The following is a 25383-nucleotide window of genomic DNA, read 5'->3' on the forward strand; positions in this document are numbered from 1 at the left end:
TCAGGCTCAGGCGGCTGTTGGATATGCGCTGCCGGTTTGGATCGGCGCGCGATCGGCGATGTCGAGGGCGGTTTCCACTCGCGCGATCCAGCGTTCCAGCGCGGGAAAGGCGGCCAGATCGAGCCCGCCCTCGTCCGCCATACGCGTATACGCCACCAGAGAAAGGTCGGCCAGAGTGACTTGGCTTCCGACCAGGAAGTCGGAGCCCGTGACAGCCCTGTCGAGCCGTTGGAGCGCGGAGCGTGCCCGGTCGACCAGTTTCGGGTCCAGCTCGGCAACCGGCTTGCCAAGATATCTGACCTGGAACCGGGCGACCGCGACATAGGGTTCGTGACTATACTGCTCCCAAAACAGCCATTCGAGCATCCTGGCGCGATCATAGGGCGTATCGGGAATCAGGGAGGATCCGTCGGCCAGATACAAGATGATTGCGTTGGATTGCGCCAGGGTCCGGCCGTCGGCAAGGATCACCGCGGGCACCTGACCCGCCGGGTTGATGGCTAGGAACTCGGGAGAGCGGGTCGCACCGTCGAGAACCCCGGTTTCGATCCATTCATAGTCGAGCCCGAGATACTCCGCGGTCCATTTGACCTTCAGGCAATTGCCGGAGATCGAATCGCCATAGACCTTAAGCACGAGGCTTTCTCCTGAACTTTAAGATCACTGTGCCGCCAAGCACCGGGCTGGGCAAGGCGCGGCGAGGTTGCGGCGCAACCGCGCTCGCACGACCGGAGGCGGCGAGCAGAAACGCCAGCATCTGGCGGCACCAGCTGGAGGTGGCGTAAGAGCCACGCATGATCGTTCGCATGCTCGCCTTGTTCGCCGCGGCTATCCTGGCGGAACCTGTGTCTTATGACCTGACGCCGATCCGCCTCCAGGCAGGCGTGAACCCGGTGCAGGATATTGCAGGTGACGGGCAGAACGGGAGCATTTCGCTGGACTGGCGGGAGAATGGCAATGCCTGGGCCTATGACATCTTCATGGTGCGCGTCGGCGGGTCGATCGCCACGATCGGGGACAAGGACTTCATCACCGATCAGCCGCATACCGGCGAAGACGCCATCCGCGCAGTGCGCTTCGCGCGGGGCAAACATGCGGGCAAGTCGACCACCTTCGCCCTGGTGGCGGACCGCAAAATAGAAGAGGCGGTGCCCGATCCGGCGGCGACGACGATCACCATCTATGCCCTGGTGGCCAATGAGGACGGTATCGGCACGCCGTACCATTTCGTCCAGGCGAAGCAGCTTCACTCCAAGCGCCGCTACTGCAACGCCCATATGGCCTTGTTCACGGAGCTTCGCCTGCCGCTCCCCAAAAGCTATGATGGGTTGTCGTCTCCGGATGGCTGCTGACCCGCCCGCCAGGATCGGTTTCCCACTGCGGGGTCATTGATAGCGAAGGGTCTTTTCGAACCCCTCATTCGCCTTGGTCATCTTCGCCACCTTCCGCAGATGGCCGCGGACATGGCGTTCGAACCGGACATCGTCATAGATGCCGGTGACTGGATAATCCTCCTGCGCGATCAGCTCTTTGATCCGCCTGGCGAATGCTGCCTGGTCGTCGCTGCAATCCGCCACGGTGAGCGCGCGGCACGCCCATTCCTCCGCGGCCGCCTTGTCATAGTCATCCTGCGCTTCGTAGCCGCGCCGGTCGGCTGCCGCCTGGTCGAGCTTCGACGCGGCGAGTCTCCGCGCGAGCCAGGTCCGCACCTGCTCCCCGTTCCATGCTTTCGCCGACACCGTCATTCGTTTCTCCAGGGATCATGCCCCGTCTTTAACCCGCTGCCCCTTCGCAGGAGCAATGAAAACGGCGGCAGGATCGCTCCCGCCGCCGTTTCCGCGTCCCTTATGGAAGAGGCGCTTACTTGAAGAGCTTCGCCCAGCCGCGCTTGGCGCGGTTCTTCCAGTGACCACGGTGATAGGCGTCCGACGCCAGCAGCGGCATGACCGAACCGGCTTCGGCGAACACCATCTGCTCGATCCCGGTGTTAACCTTGCCCCAGCTCGCGGCCTCCTGCAGCGTCGAAGACGAGCAGGCGCCGTCGCGCACGTCAGCAACAGTGATCTGCACTGCATACTTGTGCACGGCGACATCGTCGTGGCCGAGGATCTCGGCGCACACCACCGTGTCCTGGATGAAGTTCTTCGGCACGCCACCGCCGATCATGAGGAGGCCGGTGGTGCCGGCTTCGATCTTGATCTGGGTCAGCTCGCGGAAGTCCGCGACCGCGTCGATCATCAGGTACGGACGGCCTTCCTTGGCCGCGTCGACCTGGTGCTTGACGAGACCGAAGCCCGCCGAGCTGTCGACGAACGCGGGGCAGAAGATCGGCACGTCATGTTCATAAGCGAGCTTGACGAGGCTGTTCTCCTTCTTGCCATGCTCCACGAGGTACTTGCCCATCTCGCGAATGAACGCGCGCGAGCTGTACGCCTTAGGCTCGAGCGACTCGGCGATCTCGAAGATCGTGTGGTCGACGTTCTGGAGCGCTTCCTCGTCGATATAGGTATCGTAGATGCGATCGATGTAGAGCGAGCGCAGCGTGTCGTCATCGGGGATCTCAAGCGCCTGATAGTGCTTGTGGCCAAGCCCTTCGAAGAAATCCATGTCGACAATGGTTGCGCCCGTGGCGACGATGCAGTCGACCATGTTGTTGCGCACCAGCTCGGCATAAAGGTCCATGCAGCCGCCCGCCGATGTCGATCCGGCGATCACCAGGCAGACGGTGCAGTCGGGATCGGCGAGCATCTGGTTGTAGATGCCGGTGGCGCGGCCCAGGTCGCGGCTGGTGAAGCTCATGTCCGACATCGCATCGATGATCGGGCGCGCGTCGAACGACTTGATGTCGACGTGCTTCACTTCCTTCGAAAGCAGTTCCTGCTTGCGGGTGTCGTTGATCGGCGCATTTGCCGCGGCGGTCTTGGTGAGGGTATCGGTCATGGTTGCCCTTTGGCTATCCAGAACCCGCCGTCGTTATATGGGGACGCGGAAACCCGTAGCACCTCCTCCCGCCGAAGCGGGAGGAGGAAACCTATATAGTGTAAGCCTTTGACGTTACAGCTTTACGACGTTCGTCGAGCGGCGTTCCTGCATATCGTCCTGCTCGCGATACACCGACAGCATCGGCTCGTCGCCTGCGACCACCGTCTCGCCCGAGCCGAAGCCGTTGAAGGCGGTACGCATCGCCGCACCATAGGCTCCGAGCATGCCGATCTCAAAATAATCGCCGGTGCTCGTGTCCGCCGGAAGCGGGAACGGACCCTGCATGAAATCGAGATCGTCGCAGGTCGGACCCCAGAAGCTGAAATCCATGTCGCGCGCGTCGGAATCCGGCTCGCGCAGCAGCTGCACCGGATACTTCCAGCCGATATGTGCGGCATCGAACAGCGTGCCATAGGCGCCGTCGTTGATGTACAGTTCGTTGCCGCGGCGGCGCTCGACACGCACCACGACCGACGAATATTCCGCACAAAGCGAACGGCCCGGCTCTGCCCAGAGCTCGGCCGAATAGCTGATCGGCAGGCTCTCGAACGCGCGGTGGATCGTTTCGAAGAAACGCTCCAGCGGCGGCGGCGTCATGCCCGGATATGCCGAGGGGAAGCCGCCGCCGACATCGATCACATCGACGGTAACCGCCGCGTCGACAATCGCCGCGCGGACGCGCTCCATCGCATTGGCATAGGCATCCGGCGACATGGTCTGGCTGCCAACGTGGAAGCAGATGCCGAGCGCATCGGCGACCTGGCGGGTCGCGACGAGCAGCTCCTTGGCCTCGGTGTGGCTCACGCCGAACTTCGAACCCAGGCTAAGCTTGGCATATTCGGACGAGACGCGCAGGCGCACGCACAGCGTCAGGTCGGTCGCACCTTCGGTGGCGCGCACGATCTTGTCGAGCTCTTCCAGGCTGTCGAGCGAGAAGGTCCGCACGTCGTGCTGGAAATAGGCTTCGGCGATCGCCTCTTCCGACTTGACCGGGTGCATAAAGCAGCAGGTCGCGTCCGGCAGCGTCGCCTTGACGAGACGCACCTCGGCAATCGAGGCGGTGTCGTAGTGGGTGATGCCGTTGGCCCAAAGGATGCCGAGGAGATCGGGCGATGGATTCGCCTTCACCGCGTACATTGAGCGACCCGGAAACTTCTCGACAAAGAAGCGGGCAGCCCGCGCCGCAGCGTGGGGACGAACGATCGTGACCGGATCAACCGGACGTCGCTTGGCGATGTCGATGCCCGCGCCGGGGATGGCGGAACGGGCGGTCGAGAGGGGCGCTAACCCCAGCGCGCGAGGATGCTGGTGCAATTCAAGGGACCTCCAAATGCCTTGCGGCAAACATTGACGAAACAGCTGCCTTGCGGTTGGAAGTCCCATGGGGCAGCGGAAGGCGGCATTTAGGGGCGAGGTCCCCCCATGTAAAGTGATTCGAGATACGGATTTGTACGGCGGGGGTGAGATGTGACGATTTTGCGACAGCCTACGTCGGCGGGGGTGCGAGACGCCGCCGCCAAAGTAACCGCTATCCTACCACAAACACCTCTTATTGTTGAAAAAATCAAAGGAGTGCCGGTCGCGTTTAAGGCCGAATCGCTGCAGCCGACCGGCGCGTTCAAGATCCGTGGCGCGTGGCATCGGCTTACCGCTGTCGACGCAGATACGCGGCGAAGCGGCGTCGTGGCGTTCTCGTCGGGCAATCACGCGCAGGGCGTCGCCTGGGCCGCGTGGAAGCTGAACATGCCAGCGATCATCGTCATGCCGGCCGATGCGCCCAAGGTGAAGCTTGAGGCGACGCTGGCGTTGGGCGCCGAAATTGTCCGCTATGACCGCGTGACCGAGAGCCGTGAGGAGATCGCGGCGCAGCTTGCCAGTGCGCGGGGCGCCACCTTGGTGCCGAGTTTCGACGATCCGTGGGTGATCGAAGGGCAGGGAAGTGCTGGCGTCGAAGCGGCCGGCCAGATGCGCGACGCTAAGTTACCGGCGCCCACGCGGGTCGTTGTGCCCTGTGGCGGCGGCGGCCTGGCTGCGGGGATCGCGCTGGCGCTGTCGGATGCGAGTGTGACGGTGGTCGAGCCTGAAGGCTGGGACGACATGGGTCGGAGCTTGGAACTGGGGCGCATCGTACCTGTGGGCGAGAGCGCGCCGGACACTGCCTGCGACGCCTTGCAGACCAAGCTGGTCTCGGCGCTGACCTTCGATGTTCTCGCCCGGCGCGGCGCCGTGGGCATCGCCGTCAGTGAGGCCGAGATACGCCATGCCCAGCGCTGGGCAGCGGCCAAGCTGCGGATCGTGTTGGAGCCCGGCGGAGCGGTGGGACTTGCCGCGCTGCTTGCGGGAAAGGTCGAGGTCCAGCCCGGCTTGCTGGTGATCCTGTCGGGGGGCAATGCCGATCCCGAAGCCTATGCGGCTGTGCTAGGGGACAGGCCATGAAAGCAACTCCGATGGGCGCCGTGCTGGCCAATGTGATGAGCGTGCTTACGCGCGGGCTCGGCTATTTCCTCTACGCACTGCTGTTCGCCATTTATCGGCGCGATCTGCGTTTCATCACCTTGTTCGCATGCGTCGCAGTAGTGGCTGGGGTATTCATCTGGTGGCGGTGGTTGATCTGATGCTGGACCCGCAACTGAACCCGTTGCTGCTGAGCGCCGCCGTGATCGCCATGTTCGCTTTGGTATGGGGCGGTATCCGCACGCTACGAAATGATCGCCAGCGCGGCGTGCTGATGCTGGTCGCCGCGCTGGTGCTGCTGGGGAATCTGCTGATCTGGTCGGTCTAGCCTCCCCTTAAAAGGGGAGGCGCAGCCGCGTCACTTGATTGGCGAGTTCGGGTCGAGCCGCATGTCGAGATACTTGTCCACCGAGCCCATCAACTGCGGCATCTCATGTTCGAAGAAATGGTTCGCGGCTGGGATGGTGTCGTGATGGATGGTGATGTGCTTCTGGGTACGCAGCTTGTCGACCAGCTTCTGCACCGCGCCGGGCGTTACGACTTCGTCATTCTCGCCCTGGATGATGATGCCTGAGGACGGGCAGGGGGCAAGGAAGGTGAAGTCGAACATGTTGGCCGGCGGCGCGATCGAGATGAAGCCGCGAATCTCAGGCCGCCGCATCAGCAGCTGCATGCCGATCCACGCGCCGAAGCCGAAGCCGGCGACCCAGGTCGTCTGGGCTTCGGGATGGAAGCTCTGCACCCAGTCGAGCGCGCTTGCCGCATCCGACAATTCGCCGATGCCGTTATCGAAGGTGCCCTGGCTCTTGCCTACCCCGCGGAAATTGAAGCGAAGTGTCGCGAAGCCGCGGCGCTGAAACGTCTTGTACAGCTCCTGCACGATGCGGTTGTTCATCGTGCCGCCGGCATTGGGATGAGGGTGGAGGATCATCGCCACAGGCGCACGCGGACGCGGGGCAGGAGCGAAACGGCCTTCGAGGCGACCTTCAGGGCCGGGGAATATGACTTCGGGCAACGCAGGACCCTTCTGATCTGGAGACGCGCTGTGGAGCGCGGGAATTTGCGCGCTATATAAGCGCCGCGCCCCTTTTCGCAAATGGAACGAGACTTGTCCGACCGCATCTATCTGGATCATGCCGCGACCACGCCGATGCTGCAGGAGGCGATCGCCGCCGTACAGGACGGCATGGCGGCCTGGGCGAACCCGTCCTCCCCCCATGCGGCAGGCCGGGCAGCGCGTGCCCAGTTGGAGGGTGCACGTTCCCGGATCGCCGCCGCCTATGGCTGGGCGCATGAACTGGTGCTCACCAGCGGCGCCAGCGAGGCGCTCCACCTGGCGCTCGCCCGATCGGTTGCCGAGCGCCGCCTGATCACCGCCGTCGAGCATGATGCTGTGCTGCGCTGTTCTGAAGGGGCGGGCGTGCTTCCGGTCGATGCCGGCGGTCTGCTCCGCCTGGACGCGCTACGCGCGGCTTTGGCCCGGGACGGGAGAACGCTTGTTTGCATCCAGTGGGCGAATAGCGAGACCGGCGTGCGCCAACCGATCGAGGCCGTGGCGCATATCGTCCACGAAGCCGGCGGGCTCCTGCTCGTCGACGCCGCGCAGATGCCGGCCCGCGCCGATGCCGCGGTGTTGCGTCACGCCGATCTGGTCGCGGTTTCGGCGCACAAGCGCGGCGGGCCGCCGGGTATTGGCGCGCTGCTGGTGCGCGACTTCGCGGCACTGATGCCGAGCGGGGGTCAAGAAAAGGGATATCGTTCCGGCACCGAAAACTTGCCCGGAGCACTCGGCTATGCCGCCGCGCTTGAGGTTCCTGAAGACCTTGCCCATCTTACGGGCCTGCGGCGGCAGCTCGAAGACCGGATTCTCTCGAAAGGTGGCGAGATCGTGGGGGCGAAAAGTCCCCGTAGCCCGCTGATCGGCGCCTATCGGATGCCCGGCGTTTCCGCCGCCGCCCAGTTGATCCGCTTCGACTTGGCTGGAATCGCAGTGTCCGCTGGCAGCGCCTGCTCGTCGGGGAGCATGCGCCCCAGCCATGTGCTGAGCGCGATGGGCTGGTCCGAGCCCGAGCTGCGCGAAGTGATCCGAGTAAGCTTTGGCCGCTCCACCGATGCGATCGAGGTGGACCGCTTTGCCGACCTGTGGAGCGGAATCGCCGCCGAAGCGGGGGCGCGCGCCGCATGATCTATCTCGATTACCAGGCGACGACGCCGCTGGCACCCGAGGCTTTGCACGCCATGCTTCCATGGCTGGAGAAGAGCCACGCCAACCCCCATTCGCCGCATGCACCCGGCCGTGCTGCGAGAGCCGCTATCGAGGTCGCGCGTCAGCAAGTGGCGGCGCTGTTGCCCGCCGAGGGTACACTCAGCTTCACCAGCGGCGCCACCGAAGCGCTCAATTGGGCGATCAAAGGTAGCATGGGCCCGATCGTCACGCTGGCGACCGAACATGCTGCCGTGCTCGACACTGTCGCCGCCGAGGCGCGCCGTGGCCGGGAAGTCACCGTGCTTCCGGTGAAGCCCGACGGCCTGGTGGACCTAGACGCCGCCCGCGCCGCGATCCTACCCGGAACCGGGCTGGTCGCCGCAATGCTGGTGAACAACGAGATCGGCGTCGTTCAGCCGATCGCCGAGTTAGCCTACCTGGCGCATGCTGCTGGCGCGCTGATGCTGTGCGACGCCGTCCAGGGTTATGGCCGCGTCGCGGTTCCCGCCACCTGCGACCTTGTCGCGATCTCGGCGCACAAGGTGCATGGCCCCAAGGGGGTCGGCGCGCTGTGGATGCGTCACGGCGTGACGTTGGAGCCGCTGATGCACGGCGGCGGCCAGGAAGCGGCAGGCCGATCAGGCACGCTCTCGCCGGCGCTGTGTGCGGGCTTCGGCGCCGCGGCCAAGGCGGCTGCAGACCGACAGGATGCAGACCGGGCGCATGTCGAAGCGTTGTTTGCTGCTGCACGCGAGCAGATGGCCGGCTGGACGCTGAACGGCGCCATGGACCAGCGCTATCGGGGGAACCTCAATCTGCGCCTGGCCGGCGTGGATGTCGCCCGCCTGATGTCCGACCTGCGGGACATCGCCTTTTCCGCAGGGTCTGCCTGCGCGAGTGGATCGGGGCGCACCAGCCATGTGCTCCGGGGAATCGGCTTCTCGGATGCGGAGGCGCGTTCCAGCATTCGTTTGGGCTTCGGCCGCTACACCACAGCCGAGGAACTGGAGGCCGCTTTGTCCCGTATCGATGCCGCCGCTCGGGCGCAGCGGATCGCCGCATGATCCAGATTCATTTCGTCAGCGCCGATGGCGGTCGGACCCAGACCGCCCAGGCAGCCGAGGGCGACCGTCTGCTGGACGTGGCGCAGAATACCGGACAGCCGCTGGAGGGAACCTGCGAAGGACAGATGGCGTGTTCGACCTGCCACGTGATCGTCGCACCTAAGGATTTCGCCCGCCTCGCTCCCGCCAGCGAAGAGGAGGAGGACATGCTTGATCTAGCTATGGGCGCGGCCCGCACTAGTCGGCTTGCCTGTCAAATCGTGCTGAACGCAGGGTTGGACGGCCTCACCGTCAAGATGCCGGGCGCCCACCGCGACATGCAGGGCCGCTGAAGCCCCTTGCCTGGCGCGCCAGCTTCGCCCATATGCGCCGCGGGAGTCGGGCGGACGGTACCGTCGCCAACCCGGTCAGGTCCGGAAGGAAGCAGCCGCAACGATTTCGTCCCGGGTCGTTCCGGCTCCCACCTCAGCGCCTTTAATTCGGCCTCGATTGGATGCGCAGTCTGATCGCTGCATCTGCGCTGATGCTTCGACAAACCGGACTGCCACGCCTACATAGGCCGCAATGTCCGAATCCCTTCTTGGCCTCGACGAACCGCCTCAGCCTCGCCAGGAGGCGTACCGCGTTCTTGCGCGCAAATACCGGCCGCAGACCTTCAGCCAGCTCATCGGCCAGGACGCGATGGTCCAGACTCTGGGCAATGCGATCAAGCGCGGCCGGCTGGCGCATGCGTTCCTGCTGACCGGCGTCCGCGGGGTCGGCAAGACCTCAACCGCGCGGCTGATCGCCAAGGGGCTGAACTGCGTCGGGTCGGACGGCCAAGGTGGGCCGACGATCGACCCGTGCGGCATGTGCGAACCCTGCCGCGCCATCGCCGAGGGCCGCCATATCGACGTGATCGAAATGGACGCCGCCTCGCACACCGGCATCGACGATATCCGCGAGATCATCGAGGCATCTCGATATTCGGCGGTGTCGGCGCGCTACAAGATCTACATCATCGACGAAGTGCACATGCTTTCAAAGGCCGCGTTCAACGGCCTGTTGAAGACGCTCGAAGAGCCCCCCGCGCATGTGAAGTTCCTGTTCGCGACGACCGAAGTGAACAAAGTGCCGGTCACGGTGCTGTCGCGTTGCCAACGCTTCGACTTGCGCCGCATCCCCGCCGAAACGCTTGCCGAGCACTTCTCGCGCGTGGTTGCCGCCGAGCAGGTCGAGGCCGAGCCTGAAGCGCTGGCGTTGATCGCGCGCGCGGCGGAGGGTTCAGCGCGTGACGGGTTGTCGATCCTCGACCAGGCGATCGCCCATGCGGGGCTGGAGGGGGAGGGCGTACGCACCGACGCGGTGCGCCAGATGCTGGGCCTCTCCGACCGTGGTGCGATGCGAGCATTGTTCGGGTTGCTGCTCGAAGGAGACGCGCGCGGCGCATTGGCTGCGCTACGTGGCCAATATGATCTGGGCGTCGACCCGCAGGCGGTGCTGAAGACGCTGCTGGAGACGGTGCACGGCGTTACGCTTGCCAAGCTCAACAGCACGCCCGCCGCGGCGCAGTCAGCGGAGGAACTGGGGTCGCTGCACGACTGGGCCGGGGCCCTGTCGTTCCCGGCTTTGCACCGCCTGTGGCAATTGCTTCTGCGTGGCCATGACGAAGTGGCCAAGGCGGCGCTGCCCATCGAAGCGTGCGAAATGGCGCTCCTGCGCGTGATCCATGCCTCGCAGATGCCTGATCCCGGCGAACTCGCGCGGCAGATCGCTGCCGGTGCGATCACGGCGCCCGCGCCCGTAGCCCCGCAGCCAAGTGCCCCCGACCCGGCTCTCCCGGCGAGCATGGCCGCGCTTGCCGCGCATCTTGAAGCGAACAAGCGCTATCAGCTGGCGCAGCAAGTGCGCGATTATCTGCGCCCGTCGAAGTTCGACGGTCCCGACGTCGAGTTCGGCGCGGCGCGATCGTTGCCGATCGACTTCTTGAAGGAGCTTGGTGCGGCGTTGCGCGATACGACCGGTACCAATTGGCGGCTGCGCTGCGTTGAAGGCGTGACTGCCTTGACGCTGCGCGAAGAGCAGGCCGCGAACGAGGAAGCCGAGCGCAATGCCGTGCTGAACTCGCCACTGGTCCGGGCTGCGCGTGAAGCCTTTCCCGAAGCCGAGCTTGTCGGCTGGAGCAATCAACGGAGTACCTACGGATGAAGAGCCTAGAAGACATCATGGCCATGGCGCAAAACGTCCAGGCCGAGCTTAGCAAGGCGCAGGAGAACCTGGACACGATCGAAGTCGAAGGTGCGTCCGGCGGCGGCTTGGTCAAGGTTCGAGCATCGGCAAAGGGCCGCATCATCGGCATCCACATTGATGATTCGCTGCTCAACCCGTCGGAGAAGGGCATGCTGGAGGATCTGCTTGCCGCAGCCTTCAACGATGCACGTGCAAAGGCCGACGCGCAGTCACATGAAGCGATGAGCAAGATGACCAGCGGCCTTCCACTGCCGCCGGGCTTCAAGCTGCCGTTCTGATCTGCATCAGGAACCATCCTCCTCTTTCCTCAGTTCACGCCTGCAAGGTTACAGAGGAGAAAGTTCATGGTTGATCGTATCGTTGAGCGTACCGACGGCGTCACTGCGGAGCGGGTAACGGAAACCAACACCGGCGGCACCGTGGTGGTCGAGCGTCGCGGCAGCGGCGCAGGTCTGCTGATCGGGCTCGCGGTGTTGATCCTGGTGGTGGTCGGGGCGCTGTACCTGATCAACCAGAACAACCGTGAAGCGGTGAAGACCGATGCGATCACCGGTGCTGCCGAAAGCGTCAGCGATGCCGCTAAGGATGTCGGCGACGCGGCCAAGGACGCCACCAAGCCGAACTGATGATCAGCCCGCCGTCCCCGTTATCGGCTGCGGCGGGCTTCTCTCATCGCACGCAGGCATCCAGTCCGTCATTGCGGACGACCCCGATCCTTGCGGTGATGGCATTGCCGTAGCGGCGGGTATAACCGCGGGGGGCAATGCCGGCGCGCTTCTTGGGGAGCGGCAGTACGGCGGCGATCTGTGCGGCTTCGCGCGCACTCATTCGTGAAGCATCGTGCTTGAAATAGCGCAGCGAGCCGGCATTCACGCCATAGGTTCCGATGCCCGTTTCCGCGACATTAAGATACACCTCCATGATCCGGCGCTTGCCCCAGAGGTTCTCGATGAGGAAGGTAAACCACGCTTCCAGTCCCTTTCGGGCATAGCCACCGCCCTGCCATAGGAAGACGTTCTTCGCCGTCTGCTGGCTGATCGTCGATCCTCCACGGATCCGCCCGCCATTCTGGTTGCGGCGATAGGCTGCCTGGATCGCAGCGAAGTCGAAGCCCTGATGCTGGCAGAAGCGGGCATCCTCCGCAGCGATCACTGCGCGCGGCATGGTCCGGTCGATCTGTTCGATCGGCATCCAGCGTTTGTTGACCCGGTGGCCTTGGACGACATCGCCGAGCATCGTCAGGGTGATCGGCGGATTGACGAAGCGGAACAGCGCGACCAGCAGCAGCGAGCCCAACAGGAAGATCAGCGCCAGCATGGCCAGCATCTTGGCGACGCGGAAAAGCAGGGGCCGACGCGTCTTTTGGCGCTTCGCACCCTTGCGCGATGTGCTTGCACCTTTGTTCGCGTCGCTTCGCCGGTCAGTCATGCCGGACGCTTGCCGCATCGGGGCAGATCCTACAAGGCGCAGGCGCGATCTCGCCGTGTCCGATATGCTCGTCTAGCGCGGGGGGCCGGCCAGTTCGACGTCCTTGCCGCTGAACACCAGCGCCGCCATGGCCGCTGCCGCGATCAGCGCGCCGACCGCCAGCCATAGACCATAATGCCAGTTCACGCTGATCATCGCCGCCGCGGTGTGTTCCAGGCCACTGGCCTCACCGCCTCGGCCCCTGGACGCCTGCTCCAGCAACGCCGCCTTGGAATAGCGCGAGGTGCCCAGCCAGATAAACGCCAGAGCGGCGGCACTGCTACCGAGTGACAGCGCGGCGGTGATCTTGCTTCGGCGGAGGAACACCACCAGCAGGCCGACCGCGACCATGGCCAGCGCGATCACCAGCCACAGATTCCAGTCGCTCGTCGTGGGCACCCTGCTGCTTGGAAGATCGGAAGTGAACCTGCCGAAGGTCAGCCCGAAGCCGGTCGCCGACACCAATCGGTTGCTGGAGCAGGAGACGCTCATCCACGGCAAAAGGAATGTCAGCAGTGCAACAGCCTTGGGTATCTTGATCCAACGCCACATAAAAATGCCCCCCGGCTGAGACCGAGGGGCACCCTTATTCAGGCCGCCAAGACCTGTCCACAAAGACCGTGAAGCGATCAGTGTGCGACGAGCAGACGCTTCTCACCAGCGAGCCGCATCATCGCCTTTTGCAGCTTCTCGAAGGCGCGAACCTCGATCTGGCGAACACGTTCGCGCGACACGCCATACACCTGGCTCAATTCCTCGAGTGTTTTGGGGTCGTCGGTGAGACGTCGCTCGGTCAGGATGTGCTTTTCGCGTTCGTTGAGATCGTCGAGCGCTTCCTGAAGCATGGTGTGGCGGACATCGGCTTCCTGCGCCTCGGCAACCGCTTCGTCCTGAAGCTGACCCTCGTCCTGAAGCCAATCCTGCCACTGCCCTTCGCTGTCCTCCCGCATCGGCACGTTGAGCGACGTGTCGCCACCCATTGCCATGCGGCGGTTCATCGACGTGACCTCTTCCTCGGTCACCCCCAGATCGGTGGCGATCTTGGCAAGGTGCTCGGGGCTGAGATCGCCATCCTCGAACGCATCGAGCTTGGCCTTCATCCGGCGTAGGTTGAAGAACAGCTTCTTCTGCGCGGCGGTGGTGCCCATCTTCACGAGCGACCAGGAGCGCAGGATGAATTCCTGGATCGAAGCGCGGATCCACCACATCGCATAGGTGGCAAGGCGGAAGCCCCGATCGGGCTCGAACTTCTTCACGCCCTGCATCAGACCGATATTGCCTTCCGAGATCAGCTCGGACACGGGCAGGCCATAGCCGCGATAGCCCATCGCGATCTTCGCCACGAGCCGCAGGTGCGAAGTGACCAACTGTGCCGCCGCGTCGGTGTCGCCATGCTCCTGGAAGCGCTTGGCGAGCATGTACTCCTTTTCGGGGCTCAGGATCGGAAATTTCTTGATCTCGGCCAGGTAGCGATTGAGGCTCGCCTCACCGCCGAGAGCGGGGATCGTCGCTGGGACGTTGCTGCCGCTAGCCATGATCACATTCTCCCTTCAATCAGACCAACAGCTTTCAAAGCTGGTGGTCCAGAAACTCATACGATGAGTTTGTTGAACAGTTCCTGCATGTCAGCAGGCATTTCGCTTTCGAACGCCAAAGCGTGGCTTTTCACCGGGTGGATGAACCCCAGAAGCGCCGCGTGCAAGGCCTGACGCTGGAAACCGAGTGTTGCCAGAACGCCGCGATGCGCGGTTCGGGTGCTTCCATAAACCGGATCGCCGAGCAGCGGATGGCCGATCGAAGTCATGTGCACACGCACTTGATGGGTTCTTCCGGTCTCAAGTCGGCATTCGACCAGAGCTGCTTCCCGAAGTTGGTGAAGGTGCCGCCAATGGGTGGTGGCGTGCTTGCCTTGCCCCGAGGGGACGACGGCCATCTTCTTGCGGTTTGTCGACGAGCGGGCGAGGTTGGCGTGGACGGTTCCGCCCGAAGTTGACGGACGCCCCGCAACGATGGCCTTGTAGCGGCGGTCGATCGAGTGGACCTTGAACTGGCGCGCGAGACCTTCATGCGCCCGGTCGGTCTTCGCCGCCACCATCAGCCCCGACGTATCCTTGTCGATGCGGTGGACAATGCCCGGCCGCGCGACGCCGCCGATGCCCGACAATTGCCCGGCACAGTGGTGGAGCAGGGCGTTGACCAACGTACCGTCGAGATTGCCGGCGGCGGGGTGGACGACCAGCCCGGCCTGCTTGTCGATGACGATGAGATGTTCGTCCTCGAACACCACGTTCAAGGCGATGTCCTGCGCTTCGTTGTGCGCAGGCTCAGGCTCAGGCACCGCAACGCTGAACAGCGCGCCTGCCGCAGCCTTGCGCGCCGGATCGCGGGCGAGGCCGTCGGGGCCGGTCACCGCGCCCGAGGAGATCAGCACCTTCAGCCGTTCACGCGACAGGATCGGCACCGCCTCGGCAAGTGCGCGGTCGAGCCGCCAGCCATGCGCGCCCTCTGAAATGCGCGCCTCGATGATGGAAACCCCCCGGTTCATTGTGTAAACAAGATGGTAATGCGGTGTTGGATTTCAAGAACGGTGCTGGAGGCAATCCGGCGGGAATCCGCGATCGTTGCGCCTGAGGAAGGGTGCGGGCTGCTGTTCGGCGACGCCGACGCGATACTTGGCTGGACGCCCGCGCGCAACGTCGCGGCCGAGCCCGAGCGCCGGTTCGAGATCGATCCGGCAGCGCTGTTCGCGGCGATCCGCGCGGAGCGGGCAGGGGGCCAGCCACTCGCTGGATATTGGCATTCGCACCCGAGCGGCGATCCGACACCGTCGCGAACCGATGCGGCGATGGCGGCGCCCGACGGCAAGCTGTGGCTGATCCTGGGCGGCGAGTTCCGGCTGTGGCGCGCCGGCACATCGGGACTGCACGGGCGCTTCGCGGAAGTGGGCATCGAAATCGGCTGAACCGCCCCGCAACCGCTGGAACGTTCCGCAGCCGCAACACGTTAGCATTGCTCCTTTCCCTACATGGAGCGCTTTACCATGCTTTGGACTCTCGCGATCATCCTGCTCGTGCTCTGGGCACTGGGCTTTCTGGCTTTCCACGTCACCAGCGGCCTGATCCACATCCTGCTGGTGGTCGCGCTGATCGTCGGCCTGATCCAGCTCTTCACCGGCCGCCGCGCGGTATAACATGACCATGGCGTCCCCAGTGCGCGCTGCTTGCAGCTTGGGCCTCGCTGGGCCAAAGAAGCCGCTGGGGACAGCCGGAGCCGAAATCCTTTGAATATCAGCGCAACCGATTTCGCCAGCCTGCTTTGCTCAAGGCTGTGCCACGACCTGCTGAGCCCGGTCGGCGCGCTCAACAACGGCCTGGAACTGCTCGCCGACGAGCATGATCCGGAGATGCGCGCGCGCTGCCTGGAACTGCTCAGCGAAAGCGCGAAAGCGTCGGCCAACAAGCTGAAATTCTTTCGCCTGGCGTTCGGCGCCGCGGGCGGCTTTGGCGAGACCGTCGACACGCGCGAGGCGCATGCGGCTATCGAAGGGCTGTTCGGCGACAATCACCGCGTCAAGATCGGTTGGATGATCGAAGATCCGGTGCTGCCCAAGCACGCCATCAAGGTGCTGCTGAACCTGGCACTGATCGGCGGCGACGCGCTGATCCGCGGCGGGCAGCTGGATATCGGCGCCGAGATTGCCGACGACCATATGGAAATCGTGGTGCGCGCGGACGGCCCGCGCATCGTGCTCGATCCCGAACTGCGCTCAGCGCTCGCCGGCGGCAGTGCCGATCTGCCGATCACGCCGCGCGCCGCCGCGGCCTACCTTGCCCATGCGCTGGTGACGCAAGGCGAGGGCGTGCTGCAAGTGAGCCCTCCGGAGTCCGACGTGCTGCTGTTCGGCGCGAGTTTCCGCGTCAGCTGATCCGTCCCGCCGGTGCGAACCGATAGCGGCGCGCGCCGCAGGGAGCGTGCGGTCGACAAGCCGATTTCTGCCGGATCGTGAAACCGTGTTGATCTAAATCGAGATCGGCAACTATAAGCTATCAGCGGCATTCGTCTGATATGCCTAGCTATTCCTTTCACCTGCAAACCGCGCGCTCCACTCAGTTGATGCAGGGGAGTGGACGTGATTTCCCCGACCTCCGGTCAGCACTTGCCGAGGCTCAGCGCGCCGCCCGGTCGCTGATCCACAAGCAGGTGCGCCGCGCGCCCTGTGCGTTGCACGGCAGCCTGGACATTCGCGACGAGCGCGGATCGGCGGTCGCGCGCATCCTGCTTGCCGAGGTGGCACGGCAAATCTCGTGAAGGATGGAGTAGGACACACTCCCATGCCGGCATCGCAGCCCGCCGAGCCGCCAGTTCCGGAAGACCGGGCATTTCCCGGGACCATTCGCCTGCATGTCGATGCGCGCGATGTGCTGCGCCGCATCTTCAAGGTACGCGAGATCATTCCAATCGAGCAGCCAGGACAGCTGGTGTTGCTGTTTCCCGAGTGGCTGCCCGGCTACCATGCGCCACAGGCGCCGATCGAATTGTTCGCCGGCCTGAAGATCCAGGGCGCGGGGCGCGATCTCGCCTGGAAGCGGCATCCGACGCAGGTGCATGCATTCTATGTCGATGTTCCTGAAGGCGTGCGGGAGATCGAGGCCGAGTTCCAGTTCCTGTCTCCCACCGATCCGGCGCAGGGCCGCGTGGTCGTCGGCCCCACGCTGTTGAGCCTGCAATGGAACGCCGTGCTGCTGTATCCGGCGGGATATTTCGCGCGGCAGATCGCAGTGGAAGCCACGCTGACCCTGCCGGACGAATGGCAGGCGGCTTGTGCGCTGAAGGAGGCCGCACGGGAGGCGGCGACGATCACGTTCGAAACGGTGCCGCTCGACGTCCTGGTGGACTCCCCGGTGTTCGCCGGCCGGTATTTCCAACGCCTCGCCCTGGACGAGCGCGCCGAGGTGCACCTGAACATCGTCGCGGACAGCCCCGAATTGCTGGCGGTAACGCCGGACAAGATCGCGCCCCACCGCGCGCTGATCGCGCAGACCGACGCGCTGTTCGGTACCCGCCACTTCGATCGCTATGAAGTGTTGCTCGCGCTCAGCGAAGAGATCGGCAGCATCGGCGTGGAGCATCACCGGTCGTGCGAGGCCGTGACGGTGAAGAACTATTTCAGCGACTGGGACGCGACCTTTTCCCGGCGCGACACCGTGCCGCACGAATTCGTGCACAGCTGGAACGGCAAATATCGCCGCGGTGCCGATTCCTGGACGCCCAGTTTCGACCAGCCGATCCGCAACAGCCTGATGTGGGTGTATGAAGGGCAGACCCAATATTGGGACCGAGTGCTTTGCGCGCGGTCCGGATTGTGGACGGCGGAACAGGCGATGCAGGCCATCGCGCTGACCGCCGCCACGCAGGAGGTTCGTGCGGGAAGCCGGTGGCGGCCGATGAGCGATACGACCCGTGACCCGATCATCGCCGCGCGCGCCGCGCTGCCCTGGGCGAGTTGGCAGCGCAGCGAAGATTATTATGCCGAAGGGTCGCTGGTGTGGCTGGACGTGGATACGCGGATCCGCGAACTTTCCGGCGAGGCACGCTCGCTGGACGATTTCGCGCAGCGTTTCTTCGGAACGGGAGAGGCGGGGGATTGGACCACCAACACCTATGACTTCGAGGAAGTCATCACGTGCTTGAACGATCTGGCGCCCTTCGATTGGCGCGCGTTCTTCCTGGACAAGATTGAAGGCAAGCATGAGGGCGCGCCGCTTGCGGGCATCGAGCGCGGCGGATTCCGCCTGACCTATCGCAGCGCCCCGAGCGCCTATTGGGCGAACACGGAGAAAGTCGCCGAGAACGTGAACCTGATGTTCTCACTGGGCCTGATCGCCAGTGAGACTGGCAATGTGCAGGAAGTGTTGTGGGAAGGTCCGGCGTTCGACGCCGGACTGACCACGGGCACCACGCTGCTGGCAGTCAATGGAGACGCCTATTCCGCCGAAGCGCTGAAGCGGGCGGTTGCGGCAGCAGCGAGTGGCGAGGGGCTGTCGCTGCGCGTTCGTGCCGGCAAGCAGGAGCGCGAGGCCGACATCCGCTACACGGGCGGACATCGCTATCCGCACCTGGAGCCGGTCGAGGGCGCACGCCCGAGGCTGTTGGAGATATTGGCGCCGCGTTCATGATCTGAAGCGATGGCGCGACGCGTGAAAGAATAAACATAGATAGACGCGCGGCGTGGACCAGGCATGATACCGCTTTGGCATGTTAGCCAAACGTATCTTCGACTATATCGAGGGGCGAAAGCCCAATGCATTGTGCGATAGTTGCATAGCTGTTGAGGTGCGCAGCTCAACCTCTGCCGTGTCCCAGGTGACTTCGGTGCTTGGCCTGACCAATGACTTCACACGGGTTCCGGCGAACTGCCCGGCTTGTGGCGAGCAGCGGCCGCTTATCAAGGCGGGCGGCACCGAGTAGCGCGGGTGGCCCGCATTTGGCCAGGCATCACAGCGGGCGCGCGGATAACGCGGAATTAACCCTCGAGCCCGCATGAGGGCCGGTGCAAATTTGCCACCGGGGCCCCATGGACGACCTGCTTCAGGAATTCATTGCCGAAACGCGCGAAACGCTGGAGGCGTTGTCGGGTGAGATCGTCGCCTGGGAGGCGCATCCGGAGGATAGCGCCCGGTTGGATGCGATCTTCCGCTTCGTCCACACGGTGAAGGGGAGCTGCGGCTTTCTAGACCTGCCGCGGCTGGGGCGGCTGAGCCATGCCGCCGAAGATGTGCTGGCGCAGGTCCGCGCAGGTGACCGCGCGCCCGACCGCGCGCTGGTGAACGCCGTGCTGTCGGTGGTGGACCGGATCGGCGAACTGGTCGAGGCGATCGAATCGGGCGCAAGCCTGGAGGCCAATGGCGACGAATTGCTGATCGCGGCGCTTGCCGAGGGCACGCAGGAAGTGGCGCAGGCGAGCGGTCCGGCTGCCCAGCGCAGCGCGGCGCGTAGTGTACGGCTGAACGTCGACCTGCTCGACCGGATGATGTCGGGCATGTCCGACATGGTGCTGGCGCGCAACGAGCTCGCGCGCCGGCTGCGCAACGGTGACATCGATCCCGCGATCGAGGCCGCGCTGGAGCGGCTGTCGATGACCGTCGGCGAGATGCGGGACACGGTCACGCGCACCCGCATGCAGAAGATCGACGCGCTGTTCTCCGCGCTGCCGCGCATGGTGCGCGACACTGCGGCCGGGCTGAGCAAGTCAGTGATGCTGCACATCGACGGGTCGGACGTCGAACTCGACCGCGAGATGATCGAAGTGATGCGCGACCCGCTGGTCCACATCATCCGCAACTCGATCGACCACGGCATCGAGGCGCCGCAGCAGCGCCGTGCCGCGGGCAAGCGCGAGAACGGGCGGCTGAGCGTCTCGGCGCGCCAATCGGGCAACCAGATCATCGTCGAGATCGCCGATGACGGGCGGGGCATCGACACCGAAAAGCTGATTGCCAAGCTGGTGGCGAGCGGACGCGACGAGCAGCAGCTGCGGCGCGTGTCCGACCGCGCCAAGCTGGGGCTGATCTTCGAGCCGGGACTGTCGAGCAAGGACGAAGTCACCGAGGTATCGGGGCGCGGCGTCGGCATGGACGTGGTGCGTGCGGCCATCGAGCAGATCGGCGGCCGCATCGAACTGGACAGCGTTGCCGGCAAGGGGCTGCGCATCACCATCCATGTGCCACTGACGCTGTCGATCATCTCGGCCATCGTCGTGGGCGTGGGCAGCCAGCGCTTCGCGATCTCACGCCAGGCGATCGAGGAGATCGTGACCGAGCGGAGCGACGCGATCCGCATCGACACGCTGGGCAGCACGCGCATTGCCACCGTGCGCGACCGACGGATGCCGCTGGTCGATCTTTCCGGGTTGCTGGGCATCGAGCAGGGGCAGAGCGATGGCGGGCGGATGCTGGCGATCGTGAGCGTGAGCGATGGCAGCTATGCGCTGGCCGTCGACACGGTGCTGGACAATGAGGAACTGGTGGTGAAGCCCGCCTCGCCCGCGGTGATGTCGACCGGGGTGTATGCCGGGCAGACGCTGCCCGACAGCGGGCTGCCGATGCTGATGCTGGATTGCGCGGGCATGGCGCACGTCGCCGGACTGGATTTCAGCCGCGAGGCCGTCGAGGCGTTCGAGGAAGAAGCGCAGGCGGTGGAGCCGAGCGGATTGCCGGCGCTGTTGTTCGTCGACCTGGACGGCGCCCGGCGCGCGGTGCCGCTGGCGGCGGTGGACCGCGTGGAGCAGGTCGACGGAATGGCGGTGCGCTATGCCGCGGGCCGGTTCCGGGTGACCATCGACGGGCGAATACTGCCGCTTGCCGCACAAGGCGCACTGGATGGCCGCGAGCGGCTGAGCGTGCTGCGGCTCAAGGATGGCGACAACGAAGTGAGCTACGCCATCGACGAGGCGCTGGATATCATCCTGTTGCCTGAAGACATGGTGCCGGCACGCGAGCCCGGGCCGGTAGCGGGCCTGGCGCTGGTCGAGGGCGAGCAGATCGAGCTGCTCGATATCCTCTGGGTGTTCGACGAGCATGCCGATCGTGGCGGGAATGACGGGGCGGACGCGCCCTTGTGCCTGATCGCGGGGGATAGCGACGGATGGATGACCTCGTTCGTGCGGCCGTTGCTGGAGACGGCGGGCTACCGCGTCGTCACGGCGCTGGCGCCTGGCGAAGCGCCGGCGGTGGTATTGACGCCCGAAGAGGGGGCGCCGGCAGAAACAGCCAAGGCGCCGCTGGTGCGGCTGCGCCGGCGCCGCGCGGCGTCTGGAGCGAATGACGACAGTGTCTATCGGTACGACCGTGCCGGCCTGCTCTGCGCGATGGAGGCCCGCATGGCGGGCGGAAGGCTTAACTGATGTCGAACCTGTACCTGATCGCCCATATCGCCGGGCGGGTCGTCGCGATCGATTCCGACCAAGTGGAATCGGTGGTGGACATCGGCGAAGTGACTGCGGTGCCGCGCGCGTCGCGCCATGTCCGTGGGCTGGCGGCGCTGCGCAGCCGCGTGGTGACGGTGGTCGATACCCAGTCGGCGCTGGGCCATGCGGAACGATCCTCGGGAAGCCGGGCGGTCATCACGCAGGTGGAGGGGCATCATTACGCGCTGCTGGTCGACCAGCTGGACGATGTCGCGCCGTTCGAGCTGCGGCCACTTGGCGGCGGCGTGGCGCTGGACGCGGCGTGGCGCGCTGCGGGCCGGGGCATCGTCGAGCGCGACGGGGAGCCGATCCTGGCGATCGACCTTGCCGCGCTGGTGCCCGGCCAGGCGAGCACGCACTGAAGTTTTTTGCGGCGCAACCGGCGCTTACCCGGCCACTGCCGCTATGATTAGATGATACACCTGTAAACCGGGGAACAGGGAAACATGAAGACTTGTCTCGTCGTCGATGACTCCAAGGTTATACGCAAGGTCGCGCGGCACATCCTCGAGACGCTGAACTTCGAGGTGCGCGAGGCCGGCGACGGCCGCGAGGCGCTGGATGCGTGCCTCGATACGCCGCCCGACGTGATCCTGCTCGACTGGAACATGCCGGTGATGAGCGGCATGGATTTTCTGCGCGCGCTCAAGGACTCCGACATCGCGCAGCGGCCCAAGGTGGTGTTCTGCACCACCGAGAACGGCATGGCCTATATCCGCGCCGCCATCGAAGCGGGTGCCGACGAATATGTGATGAAGCCGTTCGATCGCGAGACGCTGGAAAGCAAGCTTCAGATCGTCGGCGTCGCCTGATCCGGCCGAAGCGAGCCTGAGGTGGCGTTCAGTCCCCGCCTGGCCAAGGGGCAGAAGCCGGGCGGTTCCCTGGGGCCTGCCCAGGTGCTGATCGTCGACGATTCGCTGGTGGCGCGTTCGGTGCTGGGCCGCATGGTGGCGGGCACCGGACGGTTCGAAGTCGCCGCAGCGCTGAGCAATGTTCCGGCCGCGCTGGATTTCCTCAAGGCGAACCGCGTCGACGTGATCCTGCTCGACATAGAAATGCCCGGCATCGACGGACTGACCGCGCTGCCCGACATGCTACAGGCAGGTGGCAGCGCCAAGGTGCTGATCGTGTCGTCTTCCGCCGACGAGGGCGCTGCAGCTTCGGTGCAGGCGCTGGCGCTGGGTGCTGCCGACACGCTGGTGAAGCCGGGTATCGGCGCGTTCGGCGGGCGCTTTGCCGAAGTGCTGAGCGAGCGGCTGACTCGGTTGCTGGGCGGACAGGCCGATCTCGCCCCGCATGGCGGCCGCAGCTTCGGACCATTGCCGACGCCAGCCGGCTTCGACATTGTGGCGATCGGCGCTTCCACTGGCGGCATTCATGCGCTCGGCCAGCTCTTGCGTGGCATTCCGCAGGATTTCCGCGTGCCCATCCTGGTGACCCAACACCTCCCGATATCGTTCATGAGCTATTTCGCCGCGCAGCTGGCGGTGCTTGGCGGTCGCCCCTGCGATGTGGCGACGGACCGGATGCGCGTCCGCCCGGGGCGGATCGTCATCGCGCCGGGCGATGCCCATATGCGCGTGACGCGCGTGGGAGACGGCGTGGCGATCCGGCTGACCAACGAGAGGGCGCCCAGTGGCTGCATGCCCTCGGTCGACCCGATGTTCGAGACGGTAGCCGAGGTGTTCGGCGCGCGGGCGCTGGGCGTGGTCCTGAGTGGCATGGGCCGCGACGGATCCGAAGGTGCGAAGCTGCTCAGCCAGAGCGGCAGCCGGATATTCGTCCAGGATCGTGAAACGTCGGTGGTGTGGGGCATGCCCGGAGCCGTCGCAAAGGCTGGGCTTGCCACAGCAGTGTTGCCGCCCGAGGAAATCGGGCGATTGATCGCACGCGGGGAGCATTGCGCATGAGAGCGACGCTGACTCCCTCCGCCAGCGGTTCATCGAGCGCGATGAACATGATCGCCGCGCTGCTCGAACAACGTGCCGGACAGCAGATAGCGGCCAACCGGGCCTGGCGGATCGAGACGGCGCTCAAGCCGCTCTTGCGGGTGCGCGGATTAAAGACGCTCGACGAACTGGTGGCGCAGTTGAGCGCATCGCGCACCGGTGAGCTGGGCGACCAGGTTGTCGACGCACTGCTCAACCAGGAGACCAGCTTCTTCCGTGACGCGATGGTCCTCGACACGGTTTCGGAGGCGATACGGGCGATCCAGGCAGCCAATCCAGAGCGCCGGGTGCGGATATGGTCGGCAGGGTGCTCGACGGGCCAGGAGCCGCTGAGCCTGGCTATGCTGCTGACCGAGAAAGGCATGATGCAGGACGCGCTTGCTCCGGAAATCGTCGCGACGGACATATCGCCTGCCGCGCTGAACCGCGCGCGCGCCGGACGTTATTCGCAGTTCGAGATCCAGCGCGGACTGCCAGTCCGCCGCATGGTGACGTGGTTCGAGAGCATCGGAGGCGATTGGGTCGCCAAGCCCGAATTGGTGCGACGCGTCCAGTTTCGCCAGCACAATCTGACAAGCGATTGCGCACCCGCTGGCCGGTTCGACTTGATCCTGTGCCGCAATGTCATGCTGTATTTCTCGCCGACGGTACGGCGCCAGGTGTTCGACATCCTCTCCAGCGCGGTGCGTCCGGGCGGCCTGCTGGTGCTCGGCGCCGGGGAAACGGTGATCGACCTTACCGAGCATTTCAACCCGAGCGAACAGTTCCGCGGCTTCTATGCCGCGGCGGATGGGGCGACGCCCACCTTGACGACTGCCCGCTGATCCTTGCTTGCGGCGTGCCCCGTGGCGGCTCTACCATCGCGCCATGCTTAGCGGTCTTCCCATCGACGAGGCGCCGTCGCCCAATTTCGACGCGCGTTTGCTGCCGGTCACGATGATCGTGCTGCACTATACCGGCATGGAGAGTGGTGCTGCGGCAGTCGCGCGTCTGCGCGATCCCGAAGCCAAGGTGTCCGCCCATTATCTGGTGGAGGAGGACGGATCGATCCTGCGCATGGTCGACGAGGACAAGCGCGCCTGGCACGCCGGGCGATCGCACTGGCGCGGGATCAAGGATGTGAATTCGGCCTCAATCGGCATCGAGATCGTCAACCCGGGCCATGAATTCGGCTATCGCCCGTTCACCGACGCGCAGATGAGCTCGCTCATCCCGCTGGTTGCCGACATAAAGGATCGACACCAGATCACCCGCGGCAATGTCGTTGGCCATTCGGATATCGCCCCTGCCCGCAAACAGGACCCGGGCGAGCTGTTCAACTGGCATGCGCTGGCCCGATTGCGCCTGGCATTGCCGCGCCCGACGAAGAATCTGGTCGATCCGGGCTGGCCGGACGCAGGGTTCATGCTGGCGCTCGAGCGGTTCGGCTATGATGTGAGCGATGCCACGGCGGCGGTGACCGCATTTCAGCGACGCTTTCGCCCCGAGATGATCGACGGCGAGATCGACATGGAATGCCGCTGCCTGTTGCTGGCGCTGCTGTTGCCCAAGCCGCAAGGCGACGACTGAGCGTTCGGGAAGAAGGTTTCGCGCCCCTTAATCATCTTCCGGCATTGTCCTGCCTGTACCATCGCTGTCACGCTCCAGGTTTGAGGGAAGCGGAGAATGACATGTTGGACAATGGAGGGCTGCGGCGGCCGGTAACCCTTGGCCCTGTTCGCGTGCGCCTTACTGGTGTGGTGAAGGGGGAGTCCGACCACAATATCGCGTCGGTGAACGCGCCCACGGTGGCCGAAGCCACCGCTGCACTGCACCGGACGGCGCGCGTAAACGGCGCGGACGCCGTCGTACAAGTCAGTTCGGATCATCGCCGAACGGCATTGGCAACCGGACCTTTATCGGTCGAGACTTTGGTCGAGGTTCAGGCATGGGGCGTGGCGGTCTCGGAGATGCACGAGATGCTGGATACCCAGCCGGCTGGTGGCGACCACGCGCCCCCGACCGGACGCAATGCATGACGCCGTTGTTTCGCGGAGTGGCGGTTTAGGCTTCCATCCTTCGTGCTTC

At 64.9% G+C, this 25383-nt stretch carries 32 protein-coding genes and 1 other RNA gene; 24 read left to right on the plus strand and 9 right to left on the minus strand.

Annotated elements, in window-relative coordinates:
• Nucleotides 1-6 precede the first annotated feature (6 nt).
• On the minus strand, nt 7-636 hold the full coding sequence (locus FHT02_RS22000) for a glutathione S-transferase N-terminal domain-containing protein (protein ID WP_184083121.1): 630 nt from the start codon (nt 634-636) through the stop codon (nt 7-9).
• A gap of 158 nt (nt 637-794) precedes the next feature.
• On the opposite strand from FHT02_RS22000, the gene FHT02_RS00370 reads away from it, so the two are divergent.
• Entirely contained in the window at nt 795-1352 is a 558-nt protein-coding gene (locus FHT02_RS00370; protein WP_184083123.1) for a hypothetical protein, read from the plus strand.
• 33 nt (nt 1353-1385) lie between these two features.
• Here FHT02_RS00370 and FHT02_RS00375 read toward each other — a convergent pair whose 3' ends face one another.
• The 3 genes from FHT02_RS00375 to FHT02_RS00385 form a co-directional block, all read right to left on the minus strand.
• Nucleotides 1386-1745, minus strand: a complete 360-nt coding sequence (locus tag FHT02_RS00375; RefSeq protein ID WP_184083124.1) for a hypothetical protein — start codon at nt 1743-1745, stop codon at nt 1386-1388.
• Nucleotides 1746-1860: 115 nt separating this feature from the next.
• A complete protein-coding gene (locus FHT02_RS00380) occupies nt 1861-2940 on the minus strand; it encodes a 1,9-bis(guanidino)-5-aza-nonane synthase (protein WP_184083126.1) in 1080 nt (359 codons plus the stop codon).
• A 114-nt stretch (nt 2941-3054) separates the two neighbouring features.
• The gene (locus FHT02_RS00385; protein WP_184083128.1) at nt 3055-4296 is read right to left on the minus strand and encodes a type III PLP-dependent enzyme; all 1242 of its coding nucleotides are present in this window, start codon (nt 4294-4296) and stop codon (nt 3055-3057) included.
• 186 nt (nt 4297-4482) lie between these two features.
• Here FHT02_RS00385 and FHT02_RS00390 point away from each other — a divergent pair, with 186 nt between their 5' ends.
• Genes FHT02_RS00390 through FHT02_RS00400 form a run of 3 tightly spaced genes read left to right on the plus strand, consistent with a single transcriptional unit; the run spans nt 4483 to nt 5764 of the window.
• A complete protein-coding gene (locus FHT02_RS00390; protein ID WP_425506405.1) occupies nt 4483-5418 on the plus strand; it encodes a threonine ammonia-lyase in 936 nt (311 codons plus the stop codon).
• Nucleotides 5415-5597: a hypothetical protein gene (locus FHT02_RS00395; protein WP_184083132.1), complete on the plus strand. Its 183-nt coding sequence runs from the start codon at nt 5415-5417 to the stop codon at nt 5595-5597. Before FHT02_RS00390 ends, FHT02_RS00395 begins: the two co-directional genes overlap by 4 nt.
• The gene (locus FHT02_RS00400) at nt 5579-5764 is read left to right on the plus strand and encodes a hypothetical protein (protein ID WP_221239291.1); all 186 of its coding nucleotides are present in this window, start codon (nt 5579-5581) and stop codon (nt 5762-5764) included. Before FHT02_RS00395 ends, FHT02_RS00400 begins: the two co-directional genes overlap by 19 nt.
• 30 nt (nt 5765-5794) lie before the next feature.
• Here FHT02_RS00400 and FHT02_RS00405 read toward each other — a convergent pair whose 3' ends face one another.
• A complete protein-coding gene (locus tag FHT02_RS00405) occupies nt 5795-6451 on the minus strand; it encodes an alpha/beta hydrolase (RefSeq protein WP_184083134.1) in 657 nt (218 codons plus the stop codon).
• Nucleotides 6452-6544: 93 nt separating this feature from the next.
• Here FHT02_RS00405 and FHT02_RS00410 point away from each other — a divergent pair, with 93 nt between their 5' ends.
• The 7 genes from FHT02_RS00410 to FHT02_RS00440 all read left to right on the plus strand — a co-directional run bounded on the left by FHT02_RS00410 (nt 6545) and on the right by FHT02_RS00440 (nt 11561).
• Nucleotides 6545-7621: a cysteine desulfurase family protein gene (locus tag FHT02_RS00410; RefSeq protein ID WP_246352114.1), complete on the plus strand. Its 1077-nt coding sequence runs from the start codon at nt 6545-6547 to the stop codon at nt 7619-7621.
• The gene (locus FHT02_RS00415) at nt 7618-8706 is read left to right on the plus strand and encodes a cysteine desulfurase family protein (RefSeq protein ID WP_184083138.1); all 1089 of its coding nucleotides are present in this window, start codon (nt 7618-7620) and stop codon (nt 8704-8706) included. The genes FHT02_RS00410 and FHT02_RS00415 overlap by 4 nt, the downstream gene beginning before the upstream one ends.
• Nucleotides 8703-9038 carry a 2Fe-2S iron-sulfur cluster-binding protein gene (locus tag FHT02_RS00420; protein ID WP_184083140.1) on the plus strand — a complete coding sequence of 112 codons (336 nt, stop codon included), beginning with the start codon at nt 8703-8705 and terminating at the stop codon, nt 9036-9038. Before FHT02_RS00415 ends, FHT02_RS00420 begins: the two co-directional genes overlap by 4 nt.
• 38 nt (nt 9039-9076) lie before the next feature.
• An RNA gene (ffs, locus tag FHT02_RS00425) (signal recognition particle sRNA small type) lies at nt 9077-9174 on the plus strand.
• Nucleotides 9175-9270: 96 nt separating this feature from the next.
• Nucleotides 9271-10893: a DNA polymerase III subunit gamma/tau gene (locus FHT02_RS00430; RefSeq protein ID WP_184083142.1), complete on the plus strand. Its 1623-nt coding sequence runs from the start codon at nt 9271-9273 to the stop codon at nt 10891-10893.
• Nucleotides 10890-11213, plus strand: coding sequence for a YbaB/EbfC family nucleoid-associated protein (locus tag FHT02_RS00435; RefSeq protein ID WP_184083144.1), 324 nt, complete (start codon nt 10890-10892; stop codon nt 11211-11213). The genes FHT02_RS00430 and FHT02_RS00435 overlap by 4 nt, the downstream gene beginning before the upstream one ends.
• A gap of 66 nt (nt 11214-11279) precedes the next feature.
• Nucleotides 11280-11561: a hypothetical protein gene (locus tag FHT02_RS00440; RefSeq protein ID WP_184083146.1), complete on the plus strand. Its 282-nt coding sequence runs from the start codon at nt 11280-11282 to the stop codon at nt 11559-11561.
• 43 nt (nt 11562-11604) lie between these two features.
• Here FHT02_RS00440 and mtgA read toward each other — a convergent pair whose 3' ends face one another.
• Both mtgA and FHT02_RS00450 read right to left on the minus strand, forming a co-directional pair.
• A complete protein-coding gene (gene mtgA / locus FHT02_RS00445; protein WP_184083148.1) occupies nt 11605-12363 on the minus strand; it encodes a monofunctional biosynthetic peptidoglycan transglycosylase in 759 nt (252 codons plus the stop codon).
• Nucleotides 12364-12435: 72 nt separating this feature from the next.
• Nucleotides 12436-12801 carry a hypothetical protein gene (locus FHT02_RS00450; protein ID WP_184083150.1) on the minus strand — a complete coding sequence of 122 codons (366 nt, stop codon included), beginning with the start codon at nt 12799-12801 and terminating at the stop codon, nt 12436-12438.
• Between FHT02_RS00450 and FHT02_RS00455 the strand changes: the two genes are divergently transcribed.
• A complete protein-coding gene (locus tag FHT02_RS00455; protein ID WP_221239232.1) occupies nt 12794-12973 on the plus strand; it encodes a hypothetical protein in 180 nt (59 codons plus the stop codon). The genes FHT02_RS00450 and FHT02_RS00455 overlap by 8 nt on opposite strands.
• Nucleotides 12974-13031: 58 nt before the next feature.
• Here the strand turns inward: FHT02_RS00455 and rpoH are convergent, their stop codons facing one another.
• Together rpoH and FHT02_RS00465 are read right to left on the minus strand one after the other, a co-directional pair.
• Nucleotides 13032-13937, minus strand: coding sequence for an RNA polymerase sigma factor RpoH (rpoH, locus tag FHT02_RS00460; RefSeq protein ID WP_184083154.1), 906 nt, complete (start codon nt 13935-13937; stop codon nt 13032-13034).
• A 56-nt stretch (nt 13938-13993) separates the two neighbouring features.
• On the minus strand, nt 13994-14947 hold the full coding sequence (locus FHT02_RS00465; RefSeq protein WP_184083156.1) for an RluA family pseudouridine synthase: 954 nt from the start codon (nt 14945-14947) through the stop codon (nt 13994-13996).
• A gap of 42 nt (nt 14948-14989) precedes the next feature.
• Here FHT02_RS00465 and FHT02_RS00470 point away from each other — a divergent pair, with 42 nt between their 5' ends.
• From FHT02_RS00470 to FHT02_RS00525, 12 genes are all read left to right on the plus strand, one after another.
• Complete coding sequence (locus tag FHT02_RS00470; RefSeq protein ID WP_343056785.1) at nt 14990-15364, plus strand: M67 family metallopeptidase; 375 nt, start codon at nt 14990-14992, stop codon at nt 15362-15364.
• A gap of 78 nt (nt 15365-15442) precedes the next feature.
• Nucleotides 15443-15592, plus strand: coding sequence for a lmo0937 family membrane protein (locus tag FHT02_RS00475; RefSeq protein ID WP_184083160.1), 150 nt, complete (start codon nt 15443-15445; stop codon nt 15590-15592).
• Between the two features lie 90 nt (nt 15593-15682).
• Nucleotides 15683-16327, plus strand: coding sequence for a histidine phosphotransferase family protein (locus FHT02_RS00480; protein ID WP_184083162.1), 645 nt, complete (start codon nt 15683-15685; stop codon nt 16325-16327).
• 140 nt (nt 16328-16467) lie between these two features.
• The gene (locus FHT02_RS00485; RefSeq protein WP_246352115.1) at nt 16468-16710 is read left to right on the plus strand and encodes a DUF6894 family protein; all 243 of its coding nucleotides are present in this window, start codon (nt 16468-16470) and stop codon (nt 16708-16710) included.
• 23 nt (nt 16711-16733) lie between these two features.
• Nucleotides 16734-18578 carry a M61 family metallopeptidase gene (locus tag FHT02_RS00490; protein WP_184083164.1) on the plus strand — a complete coding sequence of 615 codons (1845 nt, stop codon included), beginning with the start codon at nt 16734-16736 and terminating at the stop codon, nt 18576-18578.
• A gap of 398 nt (nt 18579-18976) precedes the next feature.
• Complete coding sequence (locus tag FHT02_RS00495) at nt 18977-21304, plus strand: chemotaxis protein CheA (RefSeq protein WP_184083166.1); 2328 nt, start codon at nt 18977-18979, stop codon at nt 21302-21304.
• Nucleotides 21304-21729: a chemotaxis protein CheW gene (locus FHT02_RS00500; RefSeq protein ID WP_184083168.1), complete on the plus strand. Its 426-nt coding sequence runs from the start codon at nt 21304-21306 to the stop codon at nt 21727-21729. Before FHT02_RS00495 ends, FHT02_RS00500 begins: the two co-directional genes overlap by 1 nt.
• Before the next feature lie 84 nt (nt 21730-21813).
• The gene (locus tag FHT02_RS00505; RefSeq protein WP_184083170.1) at nt 21814-22179 is read left to right on the plus strand and encodes a response regulator; all 366 of its coding nucleotides are present in this window, start codon (nt 21814-21816) and stop codon (nt 22177-22179) included.
• A gap of 84 nt (nt 22180-22263) precedes the next feature.
• Entirely contained in the window at nt 22264-23277 is a 1014-nt protein-coding gene (locus FHT02_RS00510) for a chemotaxis protein CheB (protein ID WP_184084171.1), read from the plus strand.
• Nucleotides 23274-24140, plus strand: a complete 867-nt coding sequence (locus tag FHT02_RS00515; protein ID WP_246352116.1) for a CheR family methyltransferase — start codon at nt 23274-23276, stop codon at nt 24138-24140. The genes FHT02_RS00510 and FHT02_RS00515 overlap by 4 nt, the downstream gene beginning before the upstream one ends.
• A gap of 43 nt (nt 24141-24183) precedes the next feature.
• Entirely contained in the window at nt 24184-24885 is a 702-nt protein-coding gene (locus tag FHT02_RS00520) for an N-acetylmuramoyl-L-alanine amidase (RefSeq protein WP_184083172.1), read from the plus strand.
• Between the two features lie 101 nt (nt 24886-24986).
• On the plus strand, nt 24987-25334 hold the full coding sequence (locus FHT02_RS00525) for a hypothetical protein (protein ID WP_184083174.1): 348 nt from the start codon (nt 24987-24989) through the stop codon (nt 25332-25334).
• Nucleotides 25335-25383 lie beyond the last annotated feature (49 nt).

This window comes from Sphingomonas xinjiangensis, from assembly GCF_014199255.1.
Lineage (GTDB): Bacteria > Pseudomonadota > Alphaproteobacteria > Sphingomonadales > Sphingomonadaceae > Sphingomonas > Sphingomonas xinjiangensis.